The 21,451-nt window shown below is 69.9% G+C and carries 17 protein-coding genes, 1 tRNA gene and 4 pseudogenes; 10 read left to right on the forward strand and 12 right to left on the reverse strand.

Annotated features, from left to right (window positions below):
* Positions 1-289: 289 nt before the first annotated feature.
* Both ACZ4U1_RS00300 and ACZ4U1_RS00305 read right to left on the reverse strand, forming a co-directional pair.
* Positions 290-1,084 carry an SDR family NAD(P)-dependent oxidoreductase gene (locus ACZ4U1_RS00300; RefSeq protein ID WP_467897667.1) on the reverse strand — a complete coding sequence of 265 codons (795 nt, stop codon included), beginning with the start codon at positions 1,082-1,084 and terminating at the stop codon, positions 290-292.
* A complete protein-coding gene (locus ACZ4U1_RS00305; protein ID WP_467897669.1) occupies positions 1,081-2,088 on the reverse strand; it encodes an NADP-dependent oxidoreductase in 1,008 nt (335 codons plus the stop codon). Before ACZ4U1_RS00305 ends, ACZ4U1_RS00300 begins: the two co-directional genes overlap by 4 nt.
* A gap of 395 nt (positions 2,089-2,483) precedes the next feature.
* Between ACZ4U1_RS00305 and ACZ4U1_RS00310 the strand changes: the two genes are divergently transcribed.
* Positions 2,484-2,897 carry a DUF485 domain-containing protein gene (locus tag ACZ4U1_RS00310; protein WP_467897671.1) on the forward strand — a complete coding sequence of 138 codons (414 nt, stop codon included), beginning with the start codon at positions 2,484-2,486 and terminating at the stop codon, positions 2,895-2,897.
* Positions 2,894-4,510 carry a sodium/solute symporter gene (locus ACZ4U1_RS00315; protein ID WP_467897672.1) on the forward strand — a complete coding sequence of 539 codons (1,617 nt, stop codon included), beginning with the start codon at positions 2,894-2,896 and terminating at the stop codon, positions 4,508-4,510. Before ACZ4U1_RS00310 ends, ACZ4U1_RS00315 begins: the two co-directional genes overlap by 4 nt.
* 89 nt (positions 4,511-4,599) lie before the next feature.
* Here ACZ4U1_RS00315 and ACZ4U1_RS00320 read toward each other — a convergent pair whose 3' ends face one another.
* The gene (locus ACZ4U1_RS00320) at positions 4,600-7,020 is read right to left on the reverse strand and encodes a SpoIIE family protein phosphatase (RefSeq protein ID WP_467897674.1); all 2,421 of its coding nucleotides are present in this window, start codon (positions 7,018-7,020) and stop codon (positions 4,600-4,602) included.
* Positions 7,021-7,370: 350 nt separating this feature from the next.
* Here ACZ4U1_RS00320 and ACZ4U1_RS00325 point away from each other — a divergent pair, with 350 nt between their 5' ends.
* The 4 genes from ACZ4U1_RS00325 (at position 7,371) to ACZ4U1_RS00340 (ending at position 10,397) form a co-directional block, all read left to right on the forward strand.
* Positions 7,371-7,925 carry a TetR/AcrR family transcriptional regulator gene (locus ACZ4U1_RS00325; protein WP_467897676.1) on the forward strand — a complete coding sequence of 185 codons (555 nt, stop codon included), beginning with the start codon at positions 7,371-7,373 and terminating at the stop codon, positions 7,923-7,925.
* A gap of 3 nt (positions 7,926-7,928) precedes the next feature.
* Complete coding sequence (locus ACZ4U1_RS00330) at positions 7,929-8,180, forward strand: hypothetical protein (RefSeq protein ID WP_467897677.1); 252 nt, start codon at positions 7,929-7,931, stop codon at positions 8,178-8,180.
* A gap of 386 nt (positions 8,181-8,566) precedes the next feature.
* Positions 8,567-9,439: a trypsin-like serine protease gene (locus tag ACZ4U1_RS00335; RefSeq protein ID WP_467897678.1), complete on the forward strand. Its 873-nt coding sequence runs from the start codon at positions 8,567-8,569 to the stop codon at positions 9,437-9,439.
* 595 nt (positions 9,440-10,034) lie between these two features.
* Positions 10,035-10,397 carry a hypothetical protein gene (locus ACZ4U1_RS00340; protein WP_467897680.1) on the forward strand — a complete coding sequence of 121 codons (363 nt, stop codon included), beginning with the start codon at positions 10,035-10,037 and terminating at the stop codon, positions 10,395-10,397.
* A 217-nt stretch (positions 10,398-10,614) separates the two neighbouring features.
* Here ACZ4U1_RS00340 and ACZ4U1_RS00345 read toward each other — a convergent pair.
* The 4 genes and pseudogenes from ACZ4U1_RS00345 to ACZ4U1_RS00360 all read right to left on the reverse strand — a co-directional run.
* Positions 10,615-10,839 (reverse strand): annotated as a pseudogene (locus ACZ4U1_RS00345) (NAD(P)(+) transhydrogenase (Re/Si-specific) subunit beta); the annotation flags it as partial.
* Between the two features lie 337 nt (positions 10,840-11,176).
* Positions 11,177-11,470: pseudogene (locus tag ACZ4U1_RS00350) on the reverse strand (TetR/AcrR family transcriptional regulator); the annotation flags it as partial.
* A gap of 106 nt (positions 11,471-11,576) precedes the next feature.
* A pseudogene (locus tag ACZ4U1_RS00355) lies at positions 11,577-12,052 on the reverse strand (transposase family protein); the annotation flags it as partial.
* Positions 12,053-12,228: 176 nt separating this feature from the next.
* The gene (locus tag ACZ4U1_RS00360; RefSeq protein ID WP_467897681.1) at positions 12,229-12,807 is read right to left on the reverse strand and encodes a TetR/AcrR family transcriptional regulator; all 579 of its coding nucleotides are present in this window, start codon (positions 12,805-12,807) and stop codon (positions 12,229-12,231) included.
* Positions 12,808-12,898: 91 nt separating this feature from the next.
* On the opposite strand from ACZ4U1_RS00360, the gene ACZ4U1_RS00365 reads away from it, so the two are divergent.
* Both ACZ4U1_RS00365 and ACZ4U1_RS00370 read left to right on the forward strand, forming a co-directional pair.
* Positions 12,899-13,345 carry an anthrone oxygenase family protein gene (locus ACZ4U1_RS00365; protein WP_467897683.1) on the forward strand — a complete coding sequence of 149 codons (447 nt, stop codon included), beginning with the start codon at positions 12,899-12,901 and terminating at the stop codon, positions 13,343-13,345.
* Between the two features lie 107 nt (positions 13,346-13,452).
* A complete protein-coding gene (locus ACZ4U1_RS00370; protein ID WP_467897685.1) occupies positions 13,453-13,581 on the forward strand; it encodes a hypothetical protein in 129 nt (42 codons plus the stop codon).
* Positions 13,582-13,667: 86 nt separating this feature from the next.
* Here ACZ4U1_RS00370 and ACZ4U1_RS00375 read toward each other — a convergent pair whose 3' ends face one another.
* Positions 13,668-15,809 (reverse strand): NucA/NucB deoxyribonuclease domain-containing protein, encoded by a 2,142-nt coding sequence (locus ACZ4U1_RS00375; RefSeq protein ID WP_467897688.1) that lies wholly within the window; start codon positions 15,807-15,809, stop codon positions 13,668-13,670.
* 499 nt (positions 15,810-16,308) lie between these two features.
* Here ACZ4U1_RS00375 and ACZ4U1_RS00380 point away from each other — a divergent pair.
* Both ACZ4U1_RS00380 and ACZ4U1_RS00385 read left to right on the forward strand, forming a co-directional pair.
* Positions 16,309-16,484: pseudogene (locus ACZ4U1_RS00380) on the forward strand (cold-shock protein).
* A 48-nt stretch (positions 16,485-16,532) separates the two neighbouring features.
* Positions 16,533-16,606: transfer RNA gene (locus tag ACZ4U1_RS00385), tRNA-Met, on the forward strand.
* A gap of 182 nt (positions 16,607-16,788) precedes the next feature.
* Here the strand turns inward: ACZ4U1_RS00385 and ACZ4U1_RS00390 are convergent.
* From ACZ4U1_RS00390 to ACZ4U1_RS00405, 4 genes are all read right to left on the reverse strand, one after another.
* A complete protein-coding gene (locus tag ACZ4U1_RS00390) occupies positions 16,789-17,499 on the reverse strand; it encodes a hypothetical protein (protein ID WP_467897691.1) in 711 nt (236 codons plus the stop codon).
* 122 nt (positions 17,500-17,621) lie between these two features.
* Entirely contained in the window at positions 17,622-18,254 is a 633-nt protein-coding gene (locus ACZ4U1_RS00395) for a DUF998 domain-containing protein (RefSeq protein WP_467897693.1), read from the reverse strand.
* 754 nt (positions 18,255-19,008) lie between these two features.
* Positions 19,009-19,701, reverse strand: a complete 693-nt coding sequence (locus ACZ4U1_RS00400; RefSeq protein ID WP_467897696.1) for a WD40 repeat domain-containing protein — start codon at positions 19,699-19,701, stop codon at positions 19,009-19,011.
* Positions 19,702-20,224: 523 nt separating this feature from the next.
* Positions 20,225-21,376, reverse strand: a complete 1,152-nt coding sequence (locus ACZ4U1_RS00405; protein ID WP_467897698.1) for an amidohydrolase family protein — start codon at positions 21,374-21,376, stop codon at positions 20,225-20,227.
* Between the last annotated feature and the right edge of the window lie 75 nt (positions 21,377-21,451).

The raw sequence follows: 21,451 nt of genomic DNA on the forward strand, positions 1-21,451 counted from the left end.
GGAAGGCGGGGAGCATCACAAGGTGAAACGGTAGGCAGGCGCCGGCGGCAGGCGACCCGCTCCGCTGCTCGCCCTCCCGCACGGCAGAGCCGTGGCCTGCTTCGGCTCCGTCCGCCGGCGCTGGCCGACACCGTCCGGCAGATGCTCCAGCGTTACCTGGCCACCACGGAACCAGTAGTGGTTCGTTACGTTGGTGATGTCGGCGCGTTGCGCACCAGCTCGCTCGGGCCGTTCCGCATGACGGTGGGGGCGGGCCCGGTCTTTCGCGAGGCCCGCCCGCGGAAACGTCTCAGGCGCCGACGGGCTTGGCCGGACCAGGGACGTTGCGGAAGCGGAACGGCTCCGGTTCGCGGCCGGCCTGGACGAACCAGCACTCCCCCGCGCCGTCGCCGGTGACGATCCGCAGCACGGTGTCCGCGACGACCTCGGCCGGGATGACCGGCAGACCCTGGTCGGAGAGCATGCCACGCAGATGGTCGATGATGCGCGACTCGGCGAAGCCCGGACAGACCGCGTTGAAGCGCACGTTCTGCGGCGCGAGAGCAGGCCCCAGGGAGCGTGCGAGGCCCACGACCGCGTGCTTGTTGGCCGCGTACAGCGGGTCGAGCGGCACCGCCGCCAGGCCCGCCAGGGACGCGGTCGCCACGATCGCCCCTCCGCCACGGGCCCGCATGGCGGGCAGCACCGCGTGGGTGCCGAAGACCACACCGTCGAGATTCGCGCCCATCGCCCGGCGGTAGCGTGCCGGGTCGAAGTCCTCGCCGACGCCGCATCCGGTCGCCACCCCGGCGTTGAGCAGCGCGATGTCGACACCGCCGTACTGCTCCTGGGTGTATTCCACCAGTGCGCGGTTGGCGTCCAGGTCGGAGACGTCACAGGCACGGAAGCGGCCGTCGACCATGTCGGCCACCTCCCGCCCGCCCTGTGCGTCGAGGTCGGCGACGACCACGCGCGCGCCCGCCTTCGCCAGTGCCAGCGCCGAGGCCCGGCCCAGTCCGCTGGCGGCGCCGGTGACGATCGCCACCTTGCCCGCGAGCGCGGCGCCGTCCGTCTGCCCTCTTCGAAGGGCCTCGGCGGCGGTCATGCCAGCTCCAGCACGAGCTTGCCGACGTTCTCGCCGCGGAAGAGCATCTGCAAGGTCGCGGGGAAGTCGTCGACGGTGCCCCTCACCACGTGTTCCTTGACCTTGATGCGGCCGGCACCGATCAGGGCGGAGATCTCCTGCGTGGCCTCGGCGTAACGCTTGGCGTAGTCGAAGACGACGAAGCCCTCCATGCGGGCGCGGCGCACCAGCAGCGACAGGTAGTTGGAGGGGCCCTTGACCGGCGTGTCGTTGTTGTACTGGCTGATCGCGCCGCAGATCACGACGCGCGCGTGCATCGCCAGCCGGGTGAGGGCGATGTCGAGGATCTCCCCTCCGACGTTGTCGAAGTAGACGTCTATGCCGTCGGGGACGTGCTCGCGCAGCGCCTTCTTGACGTCTTCGGCCCGGTAGTCGATCGCCGCGTCGAATCCCAGTTCGCCGGTGAGCATGGCGCACTTCTCCGGCCCGCCGGCGATCCCGACGACGCGGCAGCCCCTGGCCTTCGCGATCTGACCCGCGATGGTGCCGACCGCGCCGGCCGCCCCGGACACCACGACGGTCTCGCCGTCCTGCAGCGCGCCGACGTCCAGCAGGCCGAAGTAGGCGGTCATGCCGGGCATGCCCAGCGCTCCCAGATACGTCGAGGGCGGGGCGAGGGAGGTGTCGATCTTCACGGCGCCCCGACCGTCGGACACCACGTACTCCTGGACGCCGAACATGCCGACCACGTGGTCGCCGGGCTGGAAGTCGGGATGGTTCGAGGCCGTGACCTCGACGACCGATCCGGCGCGCATCACCTCTCCGATGCCCACCGGCGGCAGATAGGAAGGGCGGTCGTCCAGCCAGCCCCGCATGGCCGGGTCCAGGGAGATCACCCGCGTGCGGCCCGCGAACCGGCCCTCGCCCGGTTCCACGAGCGGTTCGGCACGGTGCTCCCAGTCTTCCGGTGTCACTTCTCCCACGGGGCGGGCTGCCAGACGGATCTGGCGGTTGGTCGTGGACATCACGCCTCCTCTTGTCGCGGCCTCCTGCGACCATACCGACCAGTAGGTACGCGGGCGACCGTGATATTCCCCACAGATCATCGGTGCGATCGGTGGCCTAGGGTCCGGGGGTCGACCCTCGGCGGACCGCCATCGACCGCATGCCGCGTCGAACCGAAACCGTAACTCCCGGCAGGCTTAACACGCATTCCAACCAGTCGGTATCGTGCGCGACCACACCGATGCCTCACCGCCACCTCCCACGGATCCGAGCCGCACCGGAAGGCCAAGCGATGACACACCCCGACGACGAGCGGTACCCGCCGCCAGGACCGCCGAGCTGGACACAGCCGCGGACCGAGCTCCCTGGCCACACCTCTCGGCGCGGGTCGTACGGGCAGGATCCCTGGCAGGAGGTGCCCGGACACGACGTCCCGCAGCGCACCTCGTATGGGTACGACGCCCCCTCGTACGACTCGTACGGGCAGTCCGGGCAGCACCCACTGCGCGGACACGAGCCCCATCCGCACGATGCCGACCTCGCCGCGCTCCGCTCGGCCTACCGAGTGCTCCGCCGCGTCTCGACACTCACCGCGCTCGGCTCCTTTGTGGTGTACGTGGCGCTGTCCTGCGGTGCGCCGGACCTGATGGGTTCCGGGATCGCCGGGGAGCTGAGCCTGGGCATGGGCCTGGGGATCCTCCAGCTCCTCGTCACCTTCGCGGCCGTCTTCTGGTACGGACGCAGCGCCCGGCACTCCGTGGACCCGCTGGCGCGGGCAGTCAGGGAGCGAGCGGCCCGGCCGGGCCGGGAAGCCGGAGCGGCGGGATGAACGACTACGGCTCAGGGACGCAGGCAGTCGTCCTGGTCCTGTTCAGCACCCTGGTGACCCTCACGCTGCTGATGTGTGTGATGGCGGGGCCGGACCGCGACGACCTGACGAACTTCTACACCGGCTACCGCTCCCTCACCCCTCTCAAGAACGGCCTGGCGATCGCCGGCGACTACATCTCCGCGGCCACGGTGCTGAGCACCACCGGCATCATCGCGCTCGCCGGGTACGACGGTTACGTCCTGGCGGTCAGTACCGCCCTGTCGCTGGTGCTGCTGACGTTCCTGCTGGCCGAGCCGCTGCGGAACGCCGGCAGCTTCACCATGGGCGACGTCCTGGCCCGCAACATGCCCGGGCGGGCCGTCCGCGTCGCCTCCTGTGTGGTGACGCTCTCGGCGACCCTGCCCTTCCTGGTCGTCCAGCTGTCGGGAGCCGGGTCGCTGCTCACCTTCATCCTGGGCATGTCGCACGAAGCCGGCGTCAGGACGGTATGCATCGTCCTCGTCGGCAGCCTGATGATCATCTACGCGGCGATCGGTGGCATGCGGGGCACCGCGCTCATCCAGATGATCAAGATCGTGCTGCTGCTCGGCACCAGCATCACCATCGCCGCCCTGGTCCTCAACCGCTTCGACTGGAGCCCCGGCCAATTGCTCCGGGCCGCCGAGCGCGGCAGCGGCGCGGGCCCGGCATTCCTCCAACAGGGCCTCCAGCTCGGTACCTCGGCATCTCAACGGCTGGACTTCGCCAGTCTCCAGATCACCGTGATCCTCGGCGCGGCCTGCCTGCCGCACATCACGATGCGGCTGTACTCCGCACGTGACGTGCCCGCCGTGCGCCGCTCCATGTCCTGGGCGGTCGGTACGGTCACCACGTTCTGCCTGCTCGTGATCATCGTGGGCACGGGCGCGGCGGCCCTGGTGGGATCGCAGTACATCACCGCCGCCGATCCGCACGGCAGGACGTCGGTGCTCATGGTGTCCCGTGCGCTCGGCGACGGCGCCGGCTCCACGAGCACGACGGTTCTCTACGCGGCCATCGCGGGCACGGTGTTCATCACCCTGCTGTCCTCGGTCGCGGGGATGACCCTGGCCGCCGCCTCCTCGCTCGCCCATGACCTGTTCGCCCATGCGCTGCGGCGGCAACAGGCAACGCCGCGCACGGAGATGACGGTGGCGGCGTGGACGAGCGTGGCGGTGGGGACCGTCGCCGTCCTGCTCTCGGTCCTGGTCCAGAACTGGGACGTCGGTGTCCTGACCACGCTGGCGATCTGCATCGGGGCATCGGCCGTTGCCCCCGCGTTGACCTACTCCCTGTTCTGGCGAGGGTTCACGCGCACCGGCCTGCTCGCCGCCCTGTACGGGGGCACGGCCTGCGCGCTGGTGCTGATGGTCTTCTCCAAGGCGGTGTCGGGCACGCCGTCCGCCGTCTTCCCGCACGCGGACTTCGGCTGGTTCCCCATGCAGTCAACAGGCCTGGTCTCCATCCCGTTCGGCTATCTGGCGGGCTGGCTGGGCAGCCGCCTGGACCACCGGCGCCGCGCCGCCGCGAGCCGTGAGAGCCGGCGACTGTACGAGGAGAGCGAGGCACGGCTGCTCGCGGCAGCCGAGTGAGCACGGCAGCCGGGCGGACTATGGGAGCGGTCATGGCGCCGCCCCTGTGGTCCGCCACGGGCCCACGTCCCGGCGCACGGCCTGGACGGTCAGGTGAGTGTGCCGGTCAGCGGTTGTTCGGTCCAGACGGTCTTGCCCTCTCGGGTGTAGCGGGTGCCCCAGCGCTCGGCCATCTGGGCCACCAGGAAGAGGCCGCGCCCGCCCTCGTCGGTGGTGCGAGCGCGGCGCAGGTGTGGTGACGTGTGGCTGGTGTCGCTGACCTCGCACACCAGACTCCGTTCACGGATCAGCCGCAGGGTCGCGGGGCCGCTGGCGTACCGGTAGACGTTGGTGATCAGTTCGCTGGCGATCAACTCGGTGGTGAACGCCAGGTGCTCCAGACCCCATTCGGTCAGCTTGGCCGAGATCAGCTCACGAGCCCGGGCCGCGCTGGCAGGCTCCAGCGGCAGCTGCCAGGAAGCGACATCCTCCGATGGCAGCATGCGGGTGCGGGCGATCAACAGCGCGACGTCGTCGTTGGGGCGCGACGGCACGAGGGAGTCGACCACCGCTTGGCATGTCCGTTCCAGTGCGTCCGCAGGGCGGGTGAGCGCTGCGCACAGCATGGTCAGGGCAGTGTCGGCATCGACGTTGCGTTCGCCGATGAGTCCGTTGGTGTACAGACACAGCATGCTTCCCTCGGCGAGGTCGATCTCCCGGGCCTCGAACGGCAGGCCGCCCAGTCCGAGCGGTGGGCCGGCGGGCAGGTCGAGCGGAGCCACCGGTCCGTCCGGAGCGGTCACCACCGGTAGCGGGTGACCGGCGCGGGCCACGGAGCAGCGCCCCGAGACCGGGTCGTACACGACGTACAGGCAGGTCGCGCCGACGACCTGCTCGCCCACCGACGGTTCACCGGCCGCTTCCTGTTCGGCCGACAGCAGGTTGACCAGGTCGTCCAGCCGGGAGAGCACCTCGTCCGGTTCCAGGTCGAGGCTGGCGAGCGTGTGTACGGCGGTACGCAGCCGGCCCATGGTGGCGGCAGCGTGGATGCCGCGCCCCACCACGTCCCCGACGACGAGGGCGACCCGGGCCCCGGACAGCGGAATGACGTCGAACCAGTCGCCGCCCAGACCGGGGGCCGCGCTGGCCGGGAGGTAGCGCAGGGCCACCTCGACGGCCGACTGGTCAGGAACGGCCCGGGGCAGCAGGCTGCTCTGCAGGGTGAACGCTGTCTGCTGCTGCTGGGTGAAGCGCCGGGCGTTGTCGATGGCGACGGCGGCGCGCGAGGCGAGTTCCTGGGCGAGGGTGAGATCGTCCGCCTCGAAGGGATCGGGGCGACGCGAACGCCACAGGGTCATCACGCCCAGCACCAGGCCACGCGCGACAAGAGGCACCACGATCAGCGAGTGGACGCCCAGGTCCGGGGCGTGGGCCCCCTGGCGGCCTCCCACCGAGAACCAGTCGGGCGGGAGAACCCGTTCCAGGACGGGCCGACCCTCGGCCAGGCACCTGGCCTGGGGTGTGTCGGACCCGAACTCCACGGGCTCCCCCTGGGGGTGGGGCGGGCCGGTTTGCTGGGCACCGACACTGCAGACTCCCAGCCGAACCAGGGGCTCCGCCAGGGCGCGCGTCGGTTCCTCACCGCGCGTCACCGGCTGGAGGAGGTCCACCGATACGCGGTCGGCAAGGTGAGGCACCATCACCTCGGCGAGCTCCCGGGCGGTCTCCGCCACGTCGAGAGTGGTTCCGATGCGGCTGCCGGCCTGGTCGAGGAGCGCGAGCCGACGCTGGGCCCGGTGGCGTTCGGTGATGTCCTCGATCATCTCGGCCACACCGAGGATGCGGCCGGAGGAGTCCTCCAACGGGAAGGACGAGACCATCGCGACCCGCTCTCGTGCCGGATCCCACTCCAGGCGGACGAACTGTTCGGAGTAGACCATCGGCCTTCCGGTCTCCATCACCCGGCGCACACGGTCCACGGCCTTGCGTGCGTCGTCGGGGACGAGGAAACGACCGGTGGGCAGCCCTCGAAAGTCTGCCGCGGGGATGCCGCTGAAGCGTTCGATGGCCCGGTTGACCCGGAGAACGGTCAGGTCGGGACCGTGGACGACCAGGCCGATCGGGCACCGTCGGTACAGTCCGTCGAGAATCGCGCGGTCTCGTTGCCACTCCAGGACGTCCACCGCGGGTGCGCCGGCGAGAATCCACTCACGGACCCGGTCACCGCGTGAGAACGCATGAGCCCTCAGCCCCATGTCCACGAGCCGCCCGTCGCGGTGCCGCAAGGGCAGCAGGCCGACCCAGACGCCGACTCGTCTGCACTTCGCCGCGGCCTCCCTGACGACCGGCACATCGCGAGGATCGACGAGGACCTCGAATGCCCGACGACCGAGCACGGCAGCGTCCGGATGGCCCAGCAGTTCCTGTGCCCGCCGGTTCCATCCGACCACGACTCCCCGGTCGTCGAGCACCGCCAGGGCGGCGAGGTGCAGGGCGAACGGATCGTCGTGGCCTTCGCTGAGCTCCGTCATCCGCTTCTCCACCGCTGGACACCACCTTGTACGAGGCCACCGATCGCCTATTGAAACCCGGTGCAAGCCCGGCCTCGTGGAGGTGTCCCCCGTTCGCGTGCCGCCAGGGCCCGGCCCGGGCTCCACCGCCGTGTCCGGAGCGGCCGGACTGGTGACGCCGACGTCTCCGCCTTCGCCGCGGCGGCCACCGCCGCCGCCCTGGTCGGCGAGGAAGGTGGTCGTGGCCCCCTGATCCGTGACGCCGCGGATCCCGGCGCTGCCTGCGATCGTCGGCGCAGAGGCGATCATGTCCCTCGTGGGGGTCCGCCGGGACCGAGGCGGCATGGCAACTGCCGGGCGGGCAGGGAGCCATGGGCCTGCAGGCGGGGCAGGCGAGGCAGGGGGGGCAGGCGGGACAGGCGGGGCAGGCGGGGCAGGCGGGGCAGCGGCGAACGGTCAGGCGGGCGCTGCTGGAGGCCGCGCTGGAGGTGTTCGCCGAGCGCGGTTACACCGACGCCGGCCTCGCCGAGGTCGCGGCGCGCTCCGGCATTCCGGTCGGCGCCGCTTCCAGCACTGCAGCGGAAAGCGAGGGGGCGACCCCAGCGCCCTCTTCGCGGCGGGAGCCAGGGCGTACCTGGAGGGTGCCTGGGACAACCGGCGGCTCGGCAGACTCCTCGCGGAGGACAACAGCCCCTCGGGCCTCGACGCGCTGCGCCGCCAGTGGGACCGCGCAGGGGTACGGCGCAACGCCCGGCTGCTGCAGGTGCAGGACCATGACCGACGCCATCCCGCCGACCGCGCCCGGATCAGCGGTGGCCGGGAACCCGCAGGGCGTTCACCCAGAGCCGGGTGACCGTGGACACGAGTTCCTCGAAGTCCACCGGAGGGCCTGTTCCTGCTGTGCGCCGAGCACGAAGGCGTTGTAGGCCATGACGCTCACCATGCCCGACAGCGCACGGGAGGCCATCATCGGATCGATCTCCCGGTCGGCGATCCCCCGCGCCTGGAGGTCGGCGATGCCGCGGGCGTCGCGGCGGACGAAGTCGTCAGCGCGCCGGCTTCGGAAAGCACGGAACTCCGTCGACCGCCTCGCGCTCGCCGAGGCGACCGCCGCCGTTGACGCGGGCGACCGGGAACACTTGCGCACCCTGCTCGCCCGCATCCGCGACCACACCGTCTGACGTGGGGTTCCTGGCGATGGCGGACTGGAGTCCGGCTGGTTGTGCGCGGGCCCTCTCCTCGTGGTCGTTCCCGCCCGTAGCGTTCCTTGCATCCTCGGCCCAGGTGGTGCTTCGCGCCGCGTCCGGCGGTGACCCGGGCGCTTCCGCGCCGTTGGGCGGCGAGAGCGTAGACGCGCGCTGTCCGGTCACGCCGGCACGGATGAGCGTGCTCCATACGGTGGAGCCGGTGACCATCGCCGCGCGGAGGAACCGACCACCCACAGCCGCGCATAGGGAAAACCCCCGAAGAGCAGCCGCCTTCTTGCGGCTGTCGTCCTCAGGCGCTTCACTGGCGCTGCTCCACCCCCCCACAGGAGAACCCCGTCCCATCGGTAGAAGGGTTCCTCTTGACCGCTCTACGCGCCTCCGCCGTCACCGCCGCGGCCTGTGCCGCCGTCCTCGCCGCCGCGCTGCCGTCCTCGGCCATCAATTCGTACAACGCGACACCCGCTCCCGAACGCACCGAGGTCGGCGCCCTCGTCGCGACCTGGGACAACGACGGCGACCCCACGACACCCGACCGGGTCGACTGGGTGTGTTCCGGCACCATGATCGACGCGGACACGTTCCTGACCGCCGCACACTGCACCACCGACTGGCCCGACAACGTGAGGTTCTACGTGTCCCTGGACCAGAACGTGCAGGCCGGCCTCGACGCCGCAGCGCAGAAGTATCCCGGCGATCCAGCCGCGCAGGCGAGCGCCGTCGCCGTCCAGGGCACCGCCCACAGCCATCCCGACTATCCCGGGCCCGCGTCCGACCCCCACGACATCGCGGTGATCGAGTTGTCCGCGACCAAGGTCAAGGCCCGCTGGACCTTCACCCCGGCCAGGCTCCCCACCGCCGGCCGACTCGGCTCACTCGGCCCGCAGAAGCTGAACTCCACCGACTGGTTCGTCGCCGGGTACGGCACCCAGGAGGCCCAGCGCGGCCCCGGCGGGCAGACCCACCCCGGCGGCGGCGTCCGCATGAAGGCGCCCGTCACCTTCGACGCCCTCAACGACGCGTGGGTCCGCCTGGCGATGACCGAACCCCAGGGCAACGGCGGCGCCTGCTACGGCGACTCCGGGGGCCCCAACTTCGCGGTGATCGACGGCCGTAACGTGCTCGCGGCCACCACCATCACCGGTGACGGCCCGTGCTACGCGACGAACGTCTCGTACCGCCTGGACACCCCGGGCGCCCGCGCCTTCCTAGCGCCGTTCGTGAAGCTGCCGTAGCTCCCGCCCGGCGGAGCGCGCACCTCCGCAGCAGCTCGGACCGCTGACAGTCAGTCATGGTCGGTTCATACCGCGACGGGCCCGTGCACGGCGGGCCCGCTCGTCCGGGTCGGTCAGAACGCCGTCCTTGCCGCGGTGGAGCACGGTGTTCATCGCTGTTCCCGTGCGCCACGGCCTGCCGGCGAACCCAACGTGGTCCTGTCAGGGAGCGTTCTCTCCCCGAACCCCACGTGCGGTGCCCGCGGTCCGGCATGAGACGGCGGCTTGGCGCGGAAGTCCGGTCCGTGGCTGACCGAGGATGCGGTCGCTCGCGGCGGGCTCGGGCGTCGAGGCCGCAGCCGTGCCAGGGTGTCGGACCGTAAGGGCTGAGGCACTGCGTTACCAGGTAAGAACAGGCTGCGGCCAGCTGCCCGGCCCAAGCCATGCTCGTCGACTCCTCCGACGAACCGACGAGGTGGGCGAGCCGACCGATGTCGGCCGACAGCGGCGTCGAGCACGGGCCTGGCCCCTGCGCCCGAGAACGCCCTGCCCGACCGAATGGCGATGGGGTGAGCACGGCAGGAGTCCGAAGCCGCTGGTCAGCTACGGTGACGGAATGAACGACAGCCTTCCTGCCGACGTAGCCGACGCGCTGGCGGCGGTCCTGAGCGCGGACAATCCGATGCATGTCGCGCTCCGGAGGCAGGTCCCCCACCTCAGCGTGCGGGCGCGCTGCACATGTGGGTGCGGCACCGCCTACTTCGAGCTCGACACCAGCGAGGTGGAACCTGCGCCCACCGGACCCGGCACTGTCGTGGCGGCCGAAGCACAGCTCGTCACCGAAGCGGGCGAGTGCCCCGGTGAGGTCTTGGTCTTCGCCCAGGACGGCTACCTGTCATGGCTGGAAGTCTGCTCATGGAGCGACAGCATCGAAGTGACACTGGCCACCGCGCGTCATTGGCTGCAGGCACGCTCTTGACCCCCAACGACCAGCAGCGAGCGGGCCACGCGGCACCGCCGGCATTGCAAGTCCACGTTCAGCAGTTCGAGAAGACTGCGCCACCCGCCGCACATCAGGCATCGGGCATCGGGCACGCCTGGGCCGGTGCCAAGCCGGCACAGGTCTCCTGCACACCGTCGACGCCTCGAACACCGACCGGGGTTGCCGTATCAGTCGACCAGTCAGGTCTCGTCCGCAGGACGATGTCGTACGGCGCCTCCGCCTCGGCCAGCAGCACGTTCATGTGCCCGGGCAGGCGCCCGGCCACGGGGTGGACGCCGAAGCGGACCTCCACCCCTCACCCACGCAGCCGACGCGTCAGCTCGGCGACCAGGTGCTGAGCCTGGACGACGGCCATGCCGTAGCCGGGGGTGGTGATCTCGGAGCCGGCCCTTGCGGGCAGTTCGGCCGCCTCCTCAGCGCCGCGGGGTGACAATCAGCAGGGCGGCACCTGGTCGGGCCACCTGGCATCCGTCTGGTTCCCCGCCAAGTCGTAGGTGTACGGCTGCGTCCAGTGTCCGGCGGTGACGTCGAGCGGTCGGCCCGCCGGGCGAGCTCGAATTGCCAGTCGACACCGGTGTGCCGGTCCGTGATCCGGGTCAGGGATCCGTCGGCTCGGTAGGTGCAGGCCCGGTGCCGGAGCGTAGCCTGATCACCCACTGACAACTGAAGTCATCGAGCCCTTTCCAACCTGGCTGCGGCAGGGACCCGGCAAGGCTGTCCTGCTGCGCGGTTGACGGACCTGCAGGTGACGGAATTTACGGCGTGCTGGGCGACTCTGTGAGCTGCAGGCGTGGTGCTGGCGGCAGCGGCGTAGGCCCTCCCGTCTCTGGCGCGGCGCGGAACGCCTCCACCACGTAGGCGGCGAAGCGGCGGGACGCCGTGGCCCGGGCGGCACGCGGCGTGCCTTGGAGGCCCCGGTGGGCCATGAGCATGAGGATCAGGTCGTCGACGACGAAGCCGGGGCGCAGCTGGCCGGTCTCCTGGGCGCGGCGGGCCAGTTCTCCGACCGCGCGCAGAGTCTGCTCTTGGTCGGCGGCGAAGTCCATGGCACGTGCGTGGCGTGCTCTGTGACCGCTGTCTCGTCCGGCATCAGGGTGCGCCGCCGTGCGGGCGCCGGGTGATGATGCCCTGGATGGCCGTGAGTCACTTTTCGACTCAGCGTGATGTCACCCGATGGAGGGCGAGGGTGGCTTTGACCAGGTCGGTGATGCGCGTGGTGCTGCAGCGCAGCTTGCGCAGCAGCCGCCAGGTCTTCAGGGCTGCGATGGCCTGCTCGCCGAGGGCGCGGATCTTGGCGTGGGAGACGTTCACGGCCCGCTGGCCTGCGGAAAGCTTGTCCCATGGCCATGGTAGGGAACGCAGACGGTACCGTCGGCTCCCTGGTAGCCCTTGTCGGCCCAGCAGCGCACACCGGCGTCGGTCAGGGCGTCGACGATGCCGTGCGTGCGGGCGGCTTTGACGTCGTGGACTGCGCCGGGCAACGCGGTCGAGGCCCACAGCAGCCGACCGAGGGGATCGGCGATGACCTGCACATTCTTACCGTGCTTCTTGTGCTTGCCAGAGTGGAAGGGGCGGTCGGCAGCGATCCGATCGATCGGCAGCAGGGTGCCGTCCAGGATCGCGAACGCCTTGCGGTCGCGGAGCGGACGGCAGTTGCGAGGTCGGAGGCGTGGTGTGCGCGGGGAAATCCCGAGCTGACCGAGAGGCCTTGATTTAGCAGGCGCCGCATTTTCAACCTTGCCCGGCATACGGGGCCCGAGGGCCTCGGCCGCGTGCCCGCCGGAAAGAGAAGGGCACGGTGGGGGTATCAGACCATGGCGAGCCGGTCCACCAGCAGCTCCACCCTCGGCTCCGCGTACTCGGGCAGCAGGCGACCCGCACGGGTCAAGGTGGCGAGCCCGTGCAGGGACGCCCAGAACACCTCGGTGAACAACCCCGGGTCGATGCCGTTCCCGGCGACCTCAGCCAGGCTCTCCATGAGCGCGGCGAAGGCGTCCTTCAGCGGCTCCGGGGTGTCCTCCTGGGCGTACGCCAGGCCGCCGTCGAGCTGGAAGATGGCGTCATACACCGCCGGGTTGCGCTCGGCGAAGTCGAGGTAGGCACGGGCCAGGGCGGCGACTCGCTCACGCCGGCCGTCCACGCCGGCGGTCGCGGCACGCACCGCCGCGGCCAGCTCGGCGGCGCCCTCCAGGGCGACGGCGCCGATGATCTCACGCTTGCCGCGGAAGTGACTGTAGAGGACAGGCTGGCTGTACTCGATGTGCTCGGCGAGTCGGCGCGTGGTGACCGCGTCCCAGCCCTGCTGCTCTGCGAGTTCGCGGGCCGCCGCCACGATGAGGCGTTCGCGGGCCGCGCGTTCGCGCTCCTTGCGTTCCTTTACCGACATGAATTGATCCTAGCATTGCTAGACAACCGAGCGGCAGTAGCACTAGCGTTGCCTCGTTCGCTAGCAACGCTAGCCCAACGGAGGGATCGTCATGCTCGACACGCTCGAAGTCGTCACCACCGTCGTCGTCGGCCTGATGGTGGGGGTGGAGTTCTCCGTCGCCTTCATCATGAATCGGATCCTGGACGCGCTTCCCGAGGACAGCGGCCAGCTCGGCCACGCCCATGGCGGCCGGATGCTCGGCGCCCTGATGCCGTTCTGGTACATAGGCTCGCTCGTCCTCAGCGCGATCTGGGCTGTCGCCGGATGGCACCACCCCGGCGCCGGACTCGTCGTCACCGCCGCCGGCCTGCTGATCGTCAGCGTGGTCATGTCGATGCTGCTGCTCGTCCCGATCAACAACCGGAACAAGACCTGGACCCCCGAAAACCGGCCCGCCGACTGGAAGCAGCAACTGAACCGCTGGGGCCGCTACCACTACGTCCGCGTCGCCGTGATCATCGCCGCCTTCACCCTGCTGGTCGCCGCACTCACCTGACACGACCGCTGCCCCGACATGCACCGGTTCACCCCTGTGCATCGAAGGTCTTCGCGCCATCGGGCTGAGCTCGATCGGACGCCCACACGCACGTCGACTTCCGGTACGTGTTCACGACCGACGTCGAGGACATCGCCCGTCTCCAGGTCGAGGAAGCCGCTGACGCCTGCTGGCTGCCCGTGGATCAGATCGTGTCCGCCGGGCTGCGCGGCCAGCTGGCCGCCGCACTGGCGTAGCCGGCCGCCACGCACGACACAGAGGGGCCTCGCGGACCTTGTGGTCCGCGAGGCCTCTCATTGCGCGCAGCGGCTGTACCCGAACGCTACGGGATACCGGGCGGTGCGCCGCCTGATGTCGCCAGGCTGAACGCGTCCTGGTCGATGACGCGTTCCTCGCCGTAGAACTTGCCCAGCAGACTACCGCTGTGCGAGTTCTGCTTCGCGTCGATCATGCAGACGCTGTATCCATCAGGGCCGGTGGTGATTGCCAGATCCTTGACGTTGCAGTTGTTGTGAACGGTGCGACCCAGGCCGGGATGGGCGGCTGCGCCTTCGTTGCTGGACGCGAACGGGTATTCGTCGCAGGACCGGCCGGTCAGGCGCCGGGCGTCAGCGACCGCGCCCTTACGGGGGCAGGAGTACTGGCGGTTGATGTCCCGCTTGGACTTGTCGGCCTGCCGGTGAAGAGGCCTGCCGGCCGAACCAGGAAGACCGGATGCGATCGCCTCGGCGACGTGCCAGGTCTGCTCGGGGGTGACGGACGTCAGCTTGAACTCGGGTGTCGCACCGGGGAACACGCACCCCTGCCGGAACGTCCCGTTGGACAGCTTCATCGTGGAATCGCACCGTACGTTGGCGACGCGGATGTTGCCCCACTGCCGACCAGGGACGATCTCGGGATCCAGATTCCCGAAGTTCCACGCGATGTTGACGACCGGGTACTTCAGCGCCTGGTCCGCCATCGCCTGCTGCTTCCACTTCACGACGATGACTTTCGACTGGCCCGACTTGATCAGCGACCCGTCGTCGGCTCCGTCGACGCTGTAGGACCCGGCAGGCGCGTTGTTGTACGTCAGCTTGTACCGGAACGTCGGCTTGCCCGTCTTACCCGTCAGGCCGTGGAAGTCGACGCGGAACTCCTGCTGGAACTCGCCCGACTTGTGTGAGGTCAGGACGCCGGTCTTCACGGTGAACGGGATCGACCCGACCTCAGCGCCCTTGGCGTCGATCACATCGACGTCCAGGTTTTTCCAGATCATGCACGCGTGCTTACGCCCCGTACGCCACTGCCCATCCCACGGCTGGTCAAGGCACAGCGGGGAGATGAACGTCCCCTGTGTGTCGGGGCCGTCGATGATCGGATCGTCCGGCGGGTCATCGTCGGCGACCGTCGTCGCGCCGTCGTGCATGCAGGACTCGCCCGCGGTGCAGGGCTCCAGCGCGCCGGGCCTGTCCTGGATCACCGGTCTGCCGGCACCTTCGGTGTTGGCGTCGGCGGCGAAGTCCACCCATGTCACCGGAACCTGGTCGCCCACGGTCGGGTCCGCGTCCCCGTCGTCGGGGTCGACGGCCGCGACCGGATCAGTCGGGAACCCCATCGTCCCGAACTGAAAGTCCTGATCCCACGACGATCCGCGCGGCTGCTGGTCAGCGACCGGATACCCGTACGGGCCCTTCTCGTAGCCGGACAGTTCCCACTTGGTCAGCAGCCCGCCGCTGACCGGATGCGCCCCGTACGCGGCAGTCCAGTAGATCATTCCGTGCTCGAACCTGGTGCCGCGGCCGATCCCGTCCGGCGTGGCGAACTCGTCGGATGCGGGGTACCCCAGGTAGCCGGCCTCCCATCCAGCTTCGGCCCACTTGTCGCGGATCGCGCCGCGCACGGCGTACGCCTCGTTCAGCTTCCAGTAGATGTCACCGGATTCGAAGTGCTGACGGCGGCCGACACCGTCAGGGTTCACGATCTCATCCGATATGGGGTAGCCGATCGGTCCGGCCTCCCAGCCGTTACGGGCCCACGCCGCGAAGAAGTGGTTGACGACCGGGTGAGCGCCGCCTTGCGGGGACCAGTAGATCGGCCCGTTGATGAACTCGGTGCGCTTGCCGACCCCGTCGGGGTTTGTCAGCTCGTTGGAGTTCGGGAATGACAGGAAGCTGCCCGGGCCGCCGAGCTCGTTGTACTTGTCGCGGATGGCGCCACAGACTTCGTAGGGGGCAGGCCAGTACACCTGGCATCCGTCCGTGGCGCGGGCTTCCATCGTCTCCGCCTTGTCGGCCTGCGCCTTGCTGAACCCCTTGGGTAATTGGTCGCTGTCGGACCGCATCTGTCCTGGGGTGATCGTGGCGTGCGGCCGTACGGTCGGCTTCCACCTCTGCACTTTTGAGGTGCCGCTCTCGGCGGTCGCGGTGGTCGTCGTCGCGATGATCAGCAACGCCGACGCCAGGGCAGCAACTGCGGCTTTCACCAAGGGCACCGCATGGGGTGATTGTCTTCTTCTCGTCATCCCACCAGTAGCGAGATGAACAGTCCCGATGGCAAGACCCTGTGCCCGTTGCCCCCAAGATGGGCGTGCGCAATCGTCGGCCGGGGACAGTGCCGTTCAGCGCCCCACCCGTCGCGATGTTCATGTTGTCCCGGCTGTCGGTCCAACGGCCCGGCCCGCGCCACGGAACCTGACGCGGGCAGGCCCGCTGAACACGGAAGCGGGGCCTGATACTAGTGGGCTCCCCCATTCAACTGACTATCAACGACATCGGCATTCCAACCACCGCCAGCCGCACGGCTGCGATCCGACAACACGTTCCACCTGCGCGGTCCTGGAAGCCCGCACCGGTCGTCGTTGAGTCTCTTGGCTACCACCGAGTCACGACAGCCAAGCTGGCCCCCGAAGCCGGAGACACCTGGAGCCGATACACCGCTGGTGAGCGTGTCGATGTGGACGGCCGACCGCCATCTGACGGGTGATGGCCTCCGGCCGATTCGGTTTCATCGCCCAGGACGGCGGCGGACCGGACGTCTTCGCCCACTACTCCAACATCTCGGCAACGGCTACCGCGAGCTGGTCGAGGGCGGGCCGATCACCTTCGACGTCACTCAAGGCCAGAAGGGCCGCCAGGCGGAGAACATCGTCCGTGGCTGACGCCCCGCCCGCTGGCCCAGGGAGCCTTGTGTAGAGTGGTACCACCGACGCGGGGTGGAGCAGCTCGGTAGCTCGCTGGGCTCATAACCCAGAGGTCGCAGGTTCAAATCCTGTCCCCGCTACGAAGAGGGGGCCCGGCATCAGCCGGGCCCCTCTCGCTTTCTTCCACTTGAACAGTTGGGCACCCGCCTCGCCGGGGTGCCGGCCTCGCCTCCTCACCGGATGTGAAAGCCACCCCGTTGGCCGGGGCCTGCCGCTCGCCGGCCCTGTCGGCGTCGTTGGAACGACGGTGGGCACGGGCTCGTCAGGAGCGGACTTCACCGAAGCGTGAGAGGGCGATGGTGCCGACGGTCGCAACGACGAATCCGGTCAGGGCCGCCCAGCCGTATCCAGGTCGGGGTTCATCGTGGAGGAGCAGGATGCCGACGAGGCCTGGAACGCAGACTTCCACCAGCGTGCCGGAGGCTGTCGCCGCAGTCACCGATCCGTGGTGCAGGGCGAGCGCGTAGCTGATATATCCGCCGAGTCCGCCGAGGATCAGGGCGTATGTCGCTACGTCGGTGAGGACCGCGCCGACGCTGGAGGCGTCCATCACCCGGACCGCCAGGCTGGTGACGCCGAACCCGATGCCGGAGAGGGCACCCAGGACCACCGCTGCCCCGTCGCCGTGCAAGCGGGCAGCCAGCGCGGTCAGTACCAGCGCGACCAGCGGTGCGGCCAGCAGCACCAGGTCGAAGGACAAGCTTGCGGACGTAGCGCCCTCCCGGCCTGCCCCGAAGGCGAGCAGAACGAGGCCGACGACCACGGTGCCGACTGCCGCACTGTCCCGAGTCCGCATCCTGATCCCGAGCAGCCAGACCGCGGCCAAGGCCGTCACCGCGAGGCTGGCGTTGGTCACCGCCTGCACGACGAACAACGCCAGACTGCGAAGAGCGAGCACGCTGAATGCGAAACCGACCACGTCCAAACCCGCGCCGACAAGGAAAGGCCAGGACCGCACCAGCCTGGCCGCCAACCTCAGACCACCCCCCTGCACATGCTGGTCTGCACGTGCACCACGGGCCTGGACGACTGATGCCACGCCGAAACAGACGGTGGCCGCGGACGCGGCGGCGAGTCCCCCCAGCACGCCCCCCATCAGCCGGACGGCTCGCTGGCCCGCAGCGCGCGCCCACGCCGGTCTCGCCCCGCTGATCCGGCCAGCAGCAAAAGCCAGACGCCGACCAGGAGGAGGTGAATCCGCTGCGCCACACCATGCCACCCGGGCAGACCGATCAGTGCGCCCACCGTGCACAGCGCGCTCACCAGGCTGCCGGCCAGCAGCCACGGCCCCCACCGCCGGACCGGCCGCAGCCCTTCACGCCCCATCCTGGCGGCCACGATGAGCAGTCCCATGGAGGCGAACAAGCTGAAGTGGACCAACGCACTGGTCACCGTGTGCCAGGGGTGAACGGCCCTGCAGCCGGCATCCACAGACGGCGCGCACCCTATCGGCACGGCCACGTCCGCCATAGACCATGCCGCAAAACCGACCAGCGCCCACCAGCCTGCGGCCTCGACGCCCGAGCCCGCCGCGAGCGACCGCGCACGCCATGCCCCCAGGCCCACCAGCACGGCACAAAGGACCTCGACAGTGCCGAAAAGCGCCCGGTACGGCTGACCCACCGCGTAGAGCTCGCTGACGTACGCATGGCGCGGATCGATGCCGGTGGGCAACACCAGCTCAAGCACCCAGCTGTTGTAGAGCACACCCGCGACGGCGAGCGCCACCGCGGCCCTTACCAGCGAGGTTTGCTGTGATGCCGCGCCGTCTCGTCTCCGGCCTTCTGCCTCAGTGCCAGGAGAAGTGCCTTGTCCGGCCAGTGGCCACATCGTCCACTTCCTCAGTCAGTCCCAGATATTCACAAAGCGTCAACTACAGTAACTGTAAGTTACAGGGCTCATGCTCCAGCCATCAGCCACTCAGCCGTCGGCACACCACCGAAGCGTCCTGGCATGCAGTGACTCGGCGGGTGGCCGAAGGAACAGGCCAGCCTTCGTCGTCCCGCTGTCCAGGCCCTTCCCGGGCCTCACGCTTGTGCCGCCTCCGTGCACCGCTGTGCCGTCCGAGTCCCGCGACGCGGCGGTGCACCGCCCTCGTGCGGTACGCCGTTCACGCTGAGCGCTTCCCGTCCTGTCAGGGCCGGGGCGCTGATCGCAGCGGGGCGCCGGCCTTTTTGTCTCCGAACACTGCGATGGGCATGGTGCAGCACGCTGGGCCCGTTGGGTGGCATTCGAGTCGCCGACCTGTCCCGAGGACCCGGCGCTGGCGCGTTGCTGTGACGGCGAGTGATCCCTGTGCGCCGGGGCGCACATTGCGATGCCTCGAACGGGCGGGCGGTGTGGGCTTGTCGGACCGACGTAAGCCGGGAAGGTCTCGCGGCCGCACCCTCCCGTGCAGGAGACAGCTATGGCTCTCAGCGCTGCCGCGCTGCGCACCCGCTGCTCCCGCGCGGGCGCGAGAGCAGTGCGGCTGCCGGGGTGATCAGTAGAAGCGGCGGGCGAAGACGTCCGACTTGCCGTTGGTGTCGCCGGGCACGATGTCGTCGGCCGTGGACTGGAAGACCACGTCGCGCCCACCTGCGCTGACCGCGCCGGTCTCGGCCGTGGCGGGCTGGGTCGAGACGACCTCGTCCGTTCCCGTCCGCAGGTCGCGCAGCGTGAGCGACGACGGTCCGCTCGCGCCGGACGGGGCGTACAGCAGATAGTGGCCGGAGGGATCGATGGCCACGACCCGCACGTTCGGCACCAGTTGGTCGGTGTCCGAGCTCACGTCGTAGACGTGGGTGTCGGAGCCCGAGAGGTAGACGACCTTGCTGCCGTCCTCGCTGAGCTGGACGAGTGTCGCCGCCTTGGACGGGCCCTCGATCGGGTCGGAGGTGGTGCCGTCGGTCCGGTTCCACAGCCAGACGTCCTCCGCCTCGCCGTCCTGGTAGGCGACGTACTCGCCGTCGCCGCTGACGGACGGCCGGGCCGGGAGGGTGTGTTCGAACTCGGTGACGGTCTCCTTGGTGTCGGCGCGCCAGTCGATCACCTCGACGCTCTTCTTCGTGTCTCTGAACAGCTGCCCCCAGTGGGCGGCGTATTGCCCGTCACCGCTGATCACCGGGGACTGGATCGGGGTGGTGATGGACGACATCAGCTTGGTCTGACTCGTCCGCTGGTCGCGGACGTACACCTTTTTCGTCCCCCCGAGTTGCCGGGTGCGAGGTTCGTCGCCGACGACGAGAAGGCGATGCGGCGGCCGTCGGTCGTGATCGAGGCGCCGGCGGAGTCACCGTCGGCCTGGGTTCCGTCGGTCGCGACACTGATCCTCTCGACACCGGCTCCGCCGTCGCTCCCGACGCCCGCCGCGGCCGCGGGCTCGGCCGAGGCGGCTGCAGGCAGTACCGCCGTGACCGCGCAGACCGCGACCGCCGCGCTCAGGACGCCCCGCACACGTCTGGTGGTGCTCCAGTTCGCGTTTCCCCTCATTTTCCCCCATACAGGACACGGTCCCGCCTCCAGCTCCCCACCAGAGGCCCACAAGCATGCAACCGTTACGGTGTTGTGGGGTCAAGGCGGCACATGACGTATGGCGGCCCGCAGTGAAGGCGGGCGGCTGCGGCACGCGGCCCGGCCGTGCGTGGTCGGCATCGGGCAGCACGAACGGTCGTACGCCGTGCGGTGTTCGTTCCTTTCCTCAGGAGTTGACAAGGGACTCAGCGGGCCTGCCGGACACCTCGCCGCCAGACAGCAGTCACGTTTCCCAGGGCCGACACGTCCCGCGTGGGGTCGCCGTTCACAAGGAGCAGGTCCGCGCGCAGACCCGGCGCGATGCGGCCCCGGTCGCACAGGCCGAACCGATCTGCCACCGCACTCGTGGCCGCGACCAGCGCCTCTTCGGCACGCAAGCCACCCGCCCCGGTGAGCAGGGCCAGCTCGCGGTGGAGGCCCGCGCCGTGGGCCGGCGCGAACGGCGTGGCGTCGGTCCCGGCGAGCAGCGGGACGCCCGCCCGGTGCAGCGCCCGCAGCGCCCCGACGGCGTTGGCGTAGTGGCCCGGGTGCGCACAGCCGGCGGCGACGTCGGGCTGCTGTTCGTCGATCGCTTCGAAGTAGGCGAGCGTGGTCACGACGAACACGCCCTGCTCGCGTACGCGTCGGGCCAGCCGGCGGGACTCCGGGTCCTCCGGTGCGACATCGGCCCACACATGGGCGAGGCCGTCGACGCCTGCGTCGAGCGCGATGGCCGCCTCCGAGGCGGTGATCGCGTGGGCGACGACCCTCAGCCCGGCGTCGTGCGCCGCCGTCGTGAGCGCGGCAGCGGCCTCCAACGTCACAGCGGGCAGATCGGTGCCGTGCACCGTGCCGTCGTCAATGACGATCTTCAGAAAGTCGGAACCCTCCGCGATCCGGGCCTTGACGAACGCCGGGGCCTGCGCCGGGTCGGCGACGGTGTCGATCTCCGTTACGTCACCCGGGTCGAGCACCGTACCGGTCAGCGCCGCGATCAGCTGCGTGGGATGGCCGCCCGGCGCGGTCGCGATCGTGCCCGCGCTGCGCAGATCGGCCACATCGTCCCGGTCGGCCGCGAGCCGCCGCTGCCGGGCCAGCGGGCGCGGCAGGCAGAACATGTCGATCTCGGTGGTGACCCCGTACCGCAGAGCCTCGGCGAGACTGCCGTCGAACACGTGGGTGTGCGCGTCGATCAGCCCCGGCAGCAGGGTCCCGCCCCGCCCGTCGATCTCGACGTCGGCCCGGCCGCCCGCCTCGGTGCCGACCGCGGCGACGATCCCACCCTCCACGACCACGTCGGTGATCCCCCGGATGTGTTCGCCATCGAACACACGGGCGCCGTAGATCCGAGTACGCATGGTGAAGTCCTCCCTCTGGACGTCGTGGAGGCCCTTCCTCCCCGACGACATCACAGAGCGGACTCCCGCCGACCA

The sequence above is a fragment of the Streptomyces sp. NPDC028928 genome, from assembly GCF_055564915.1.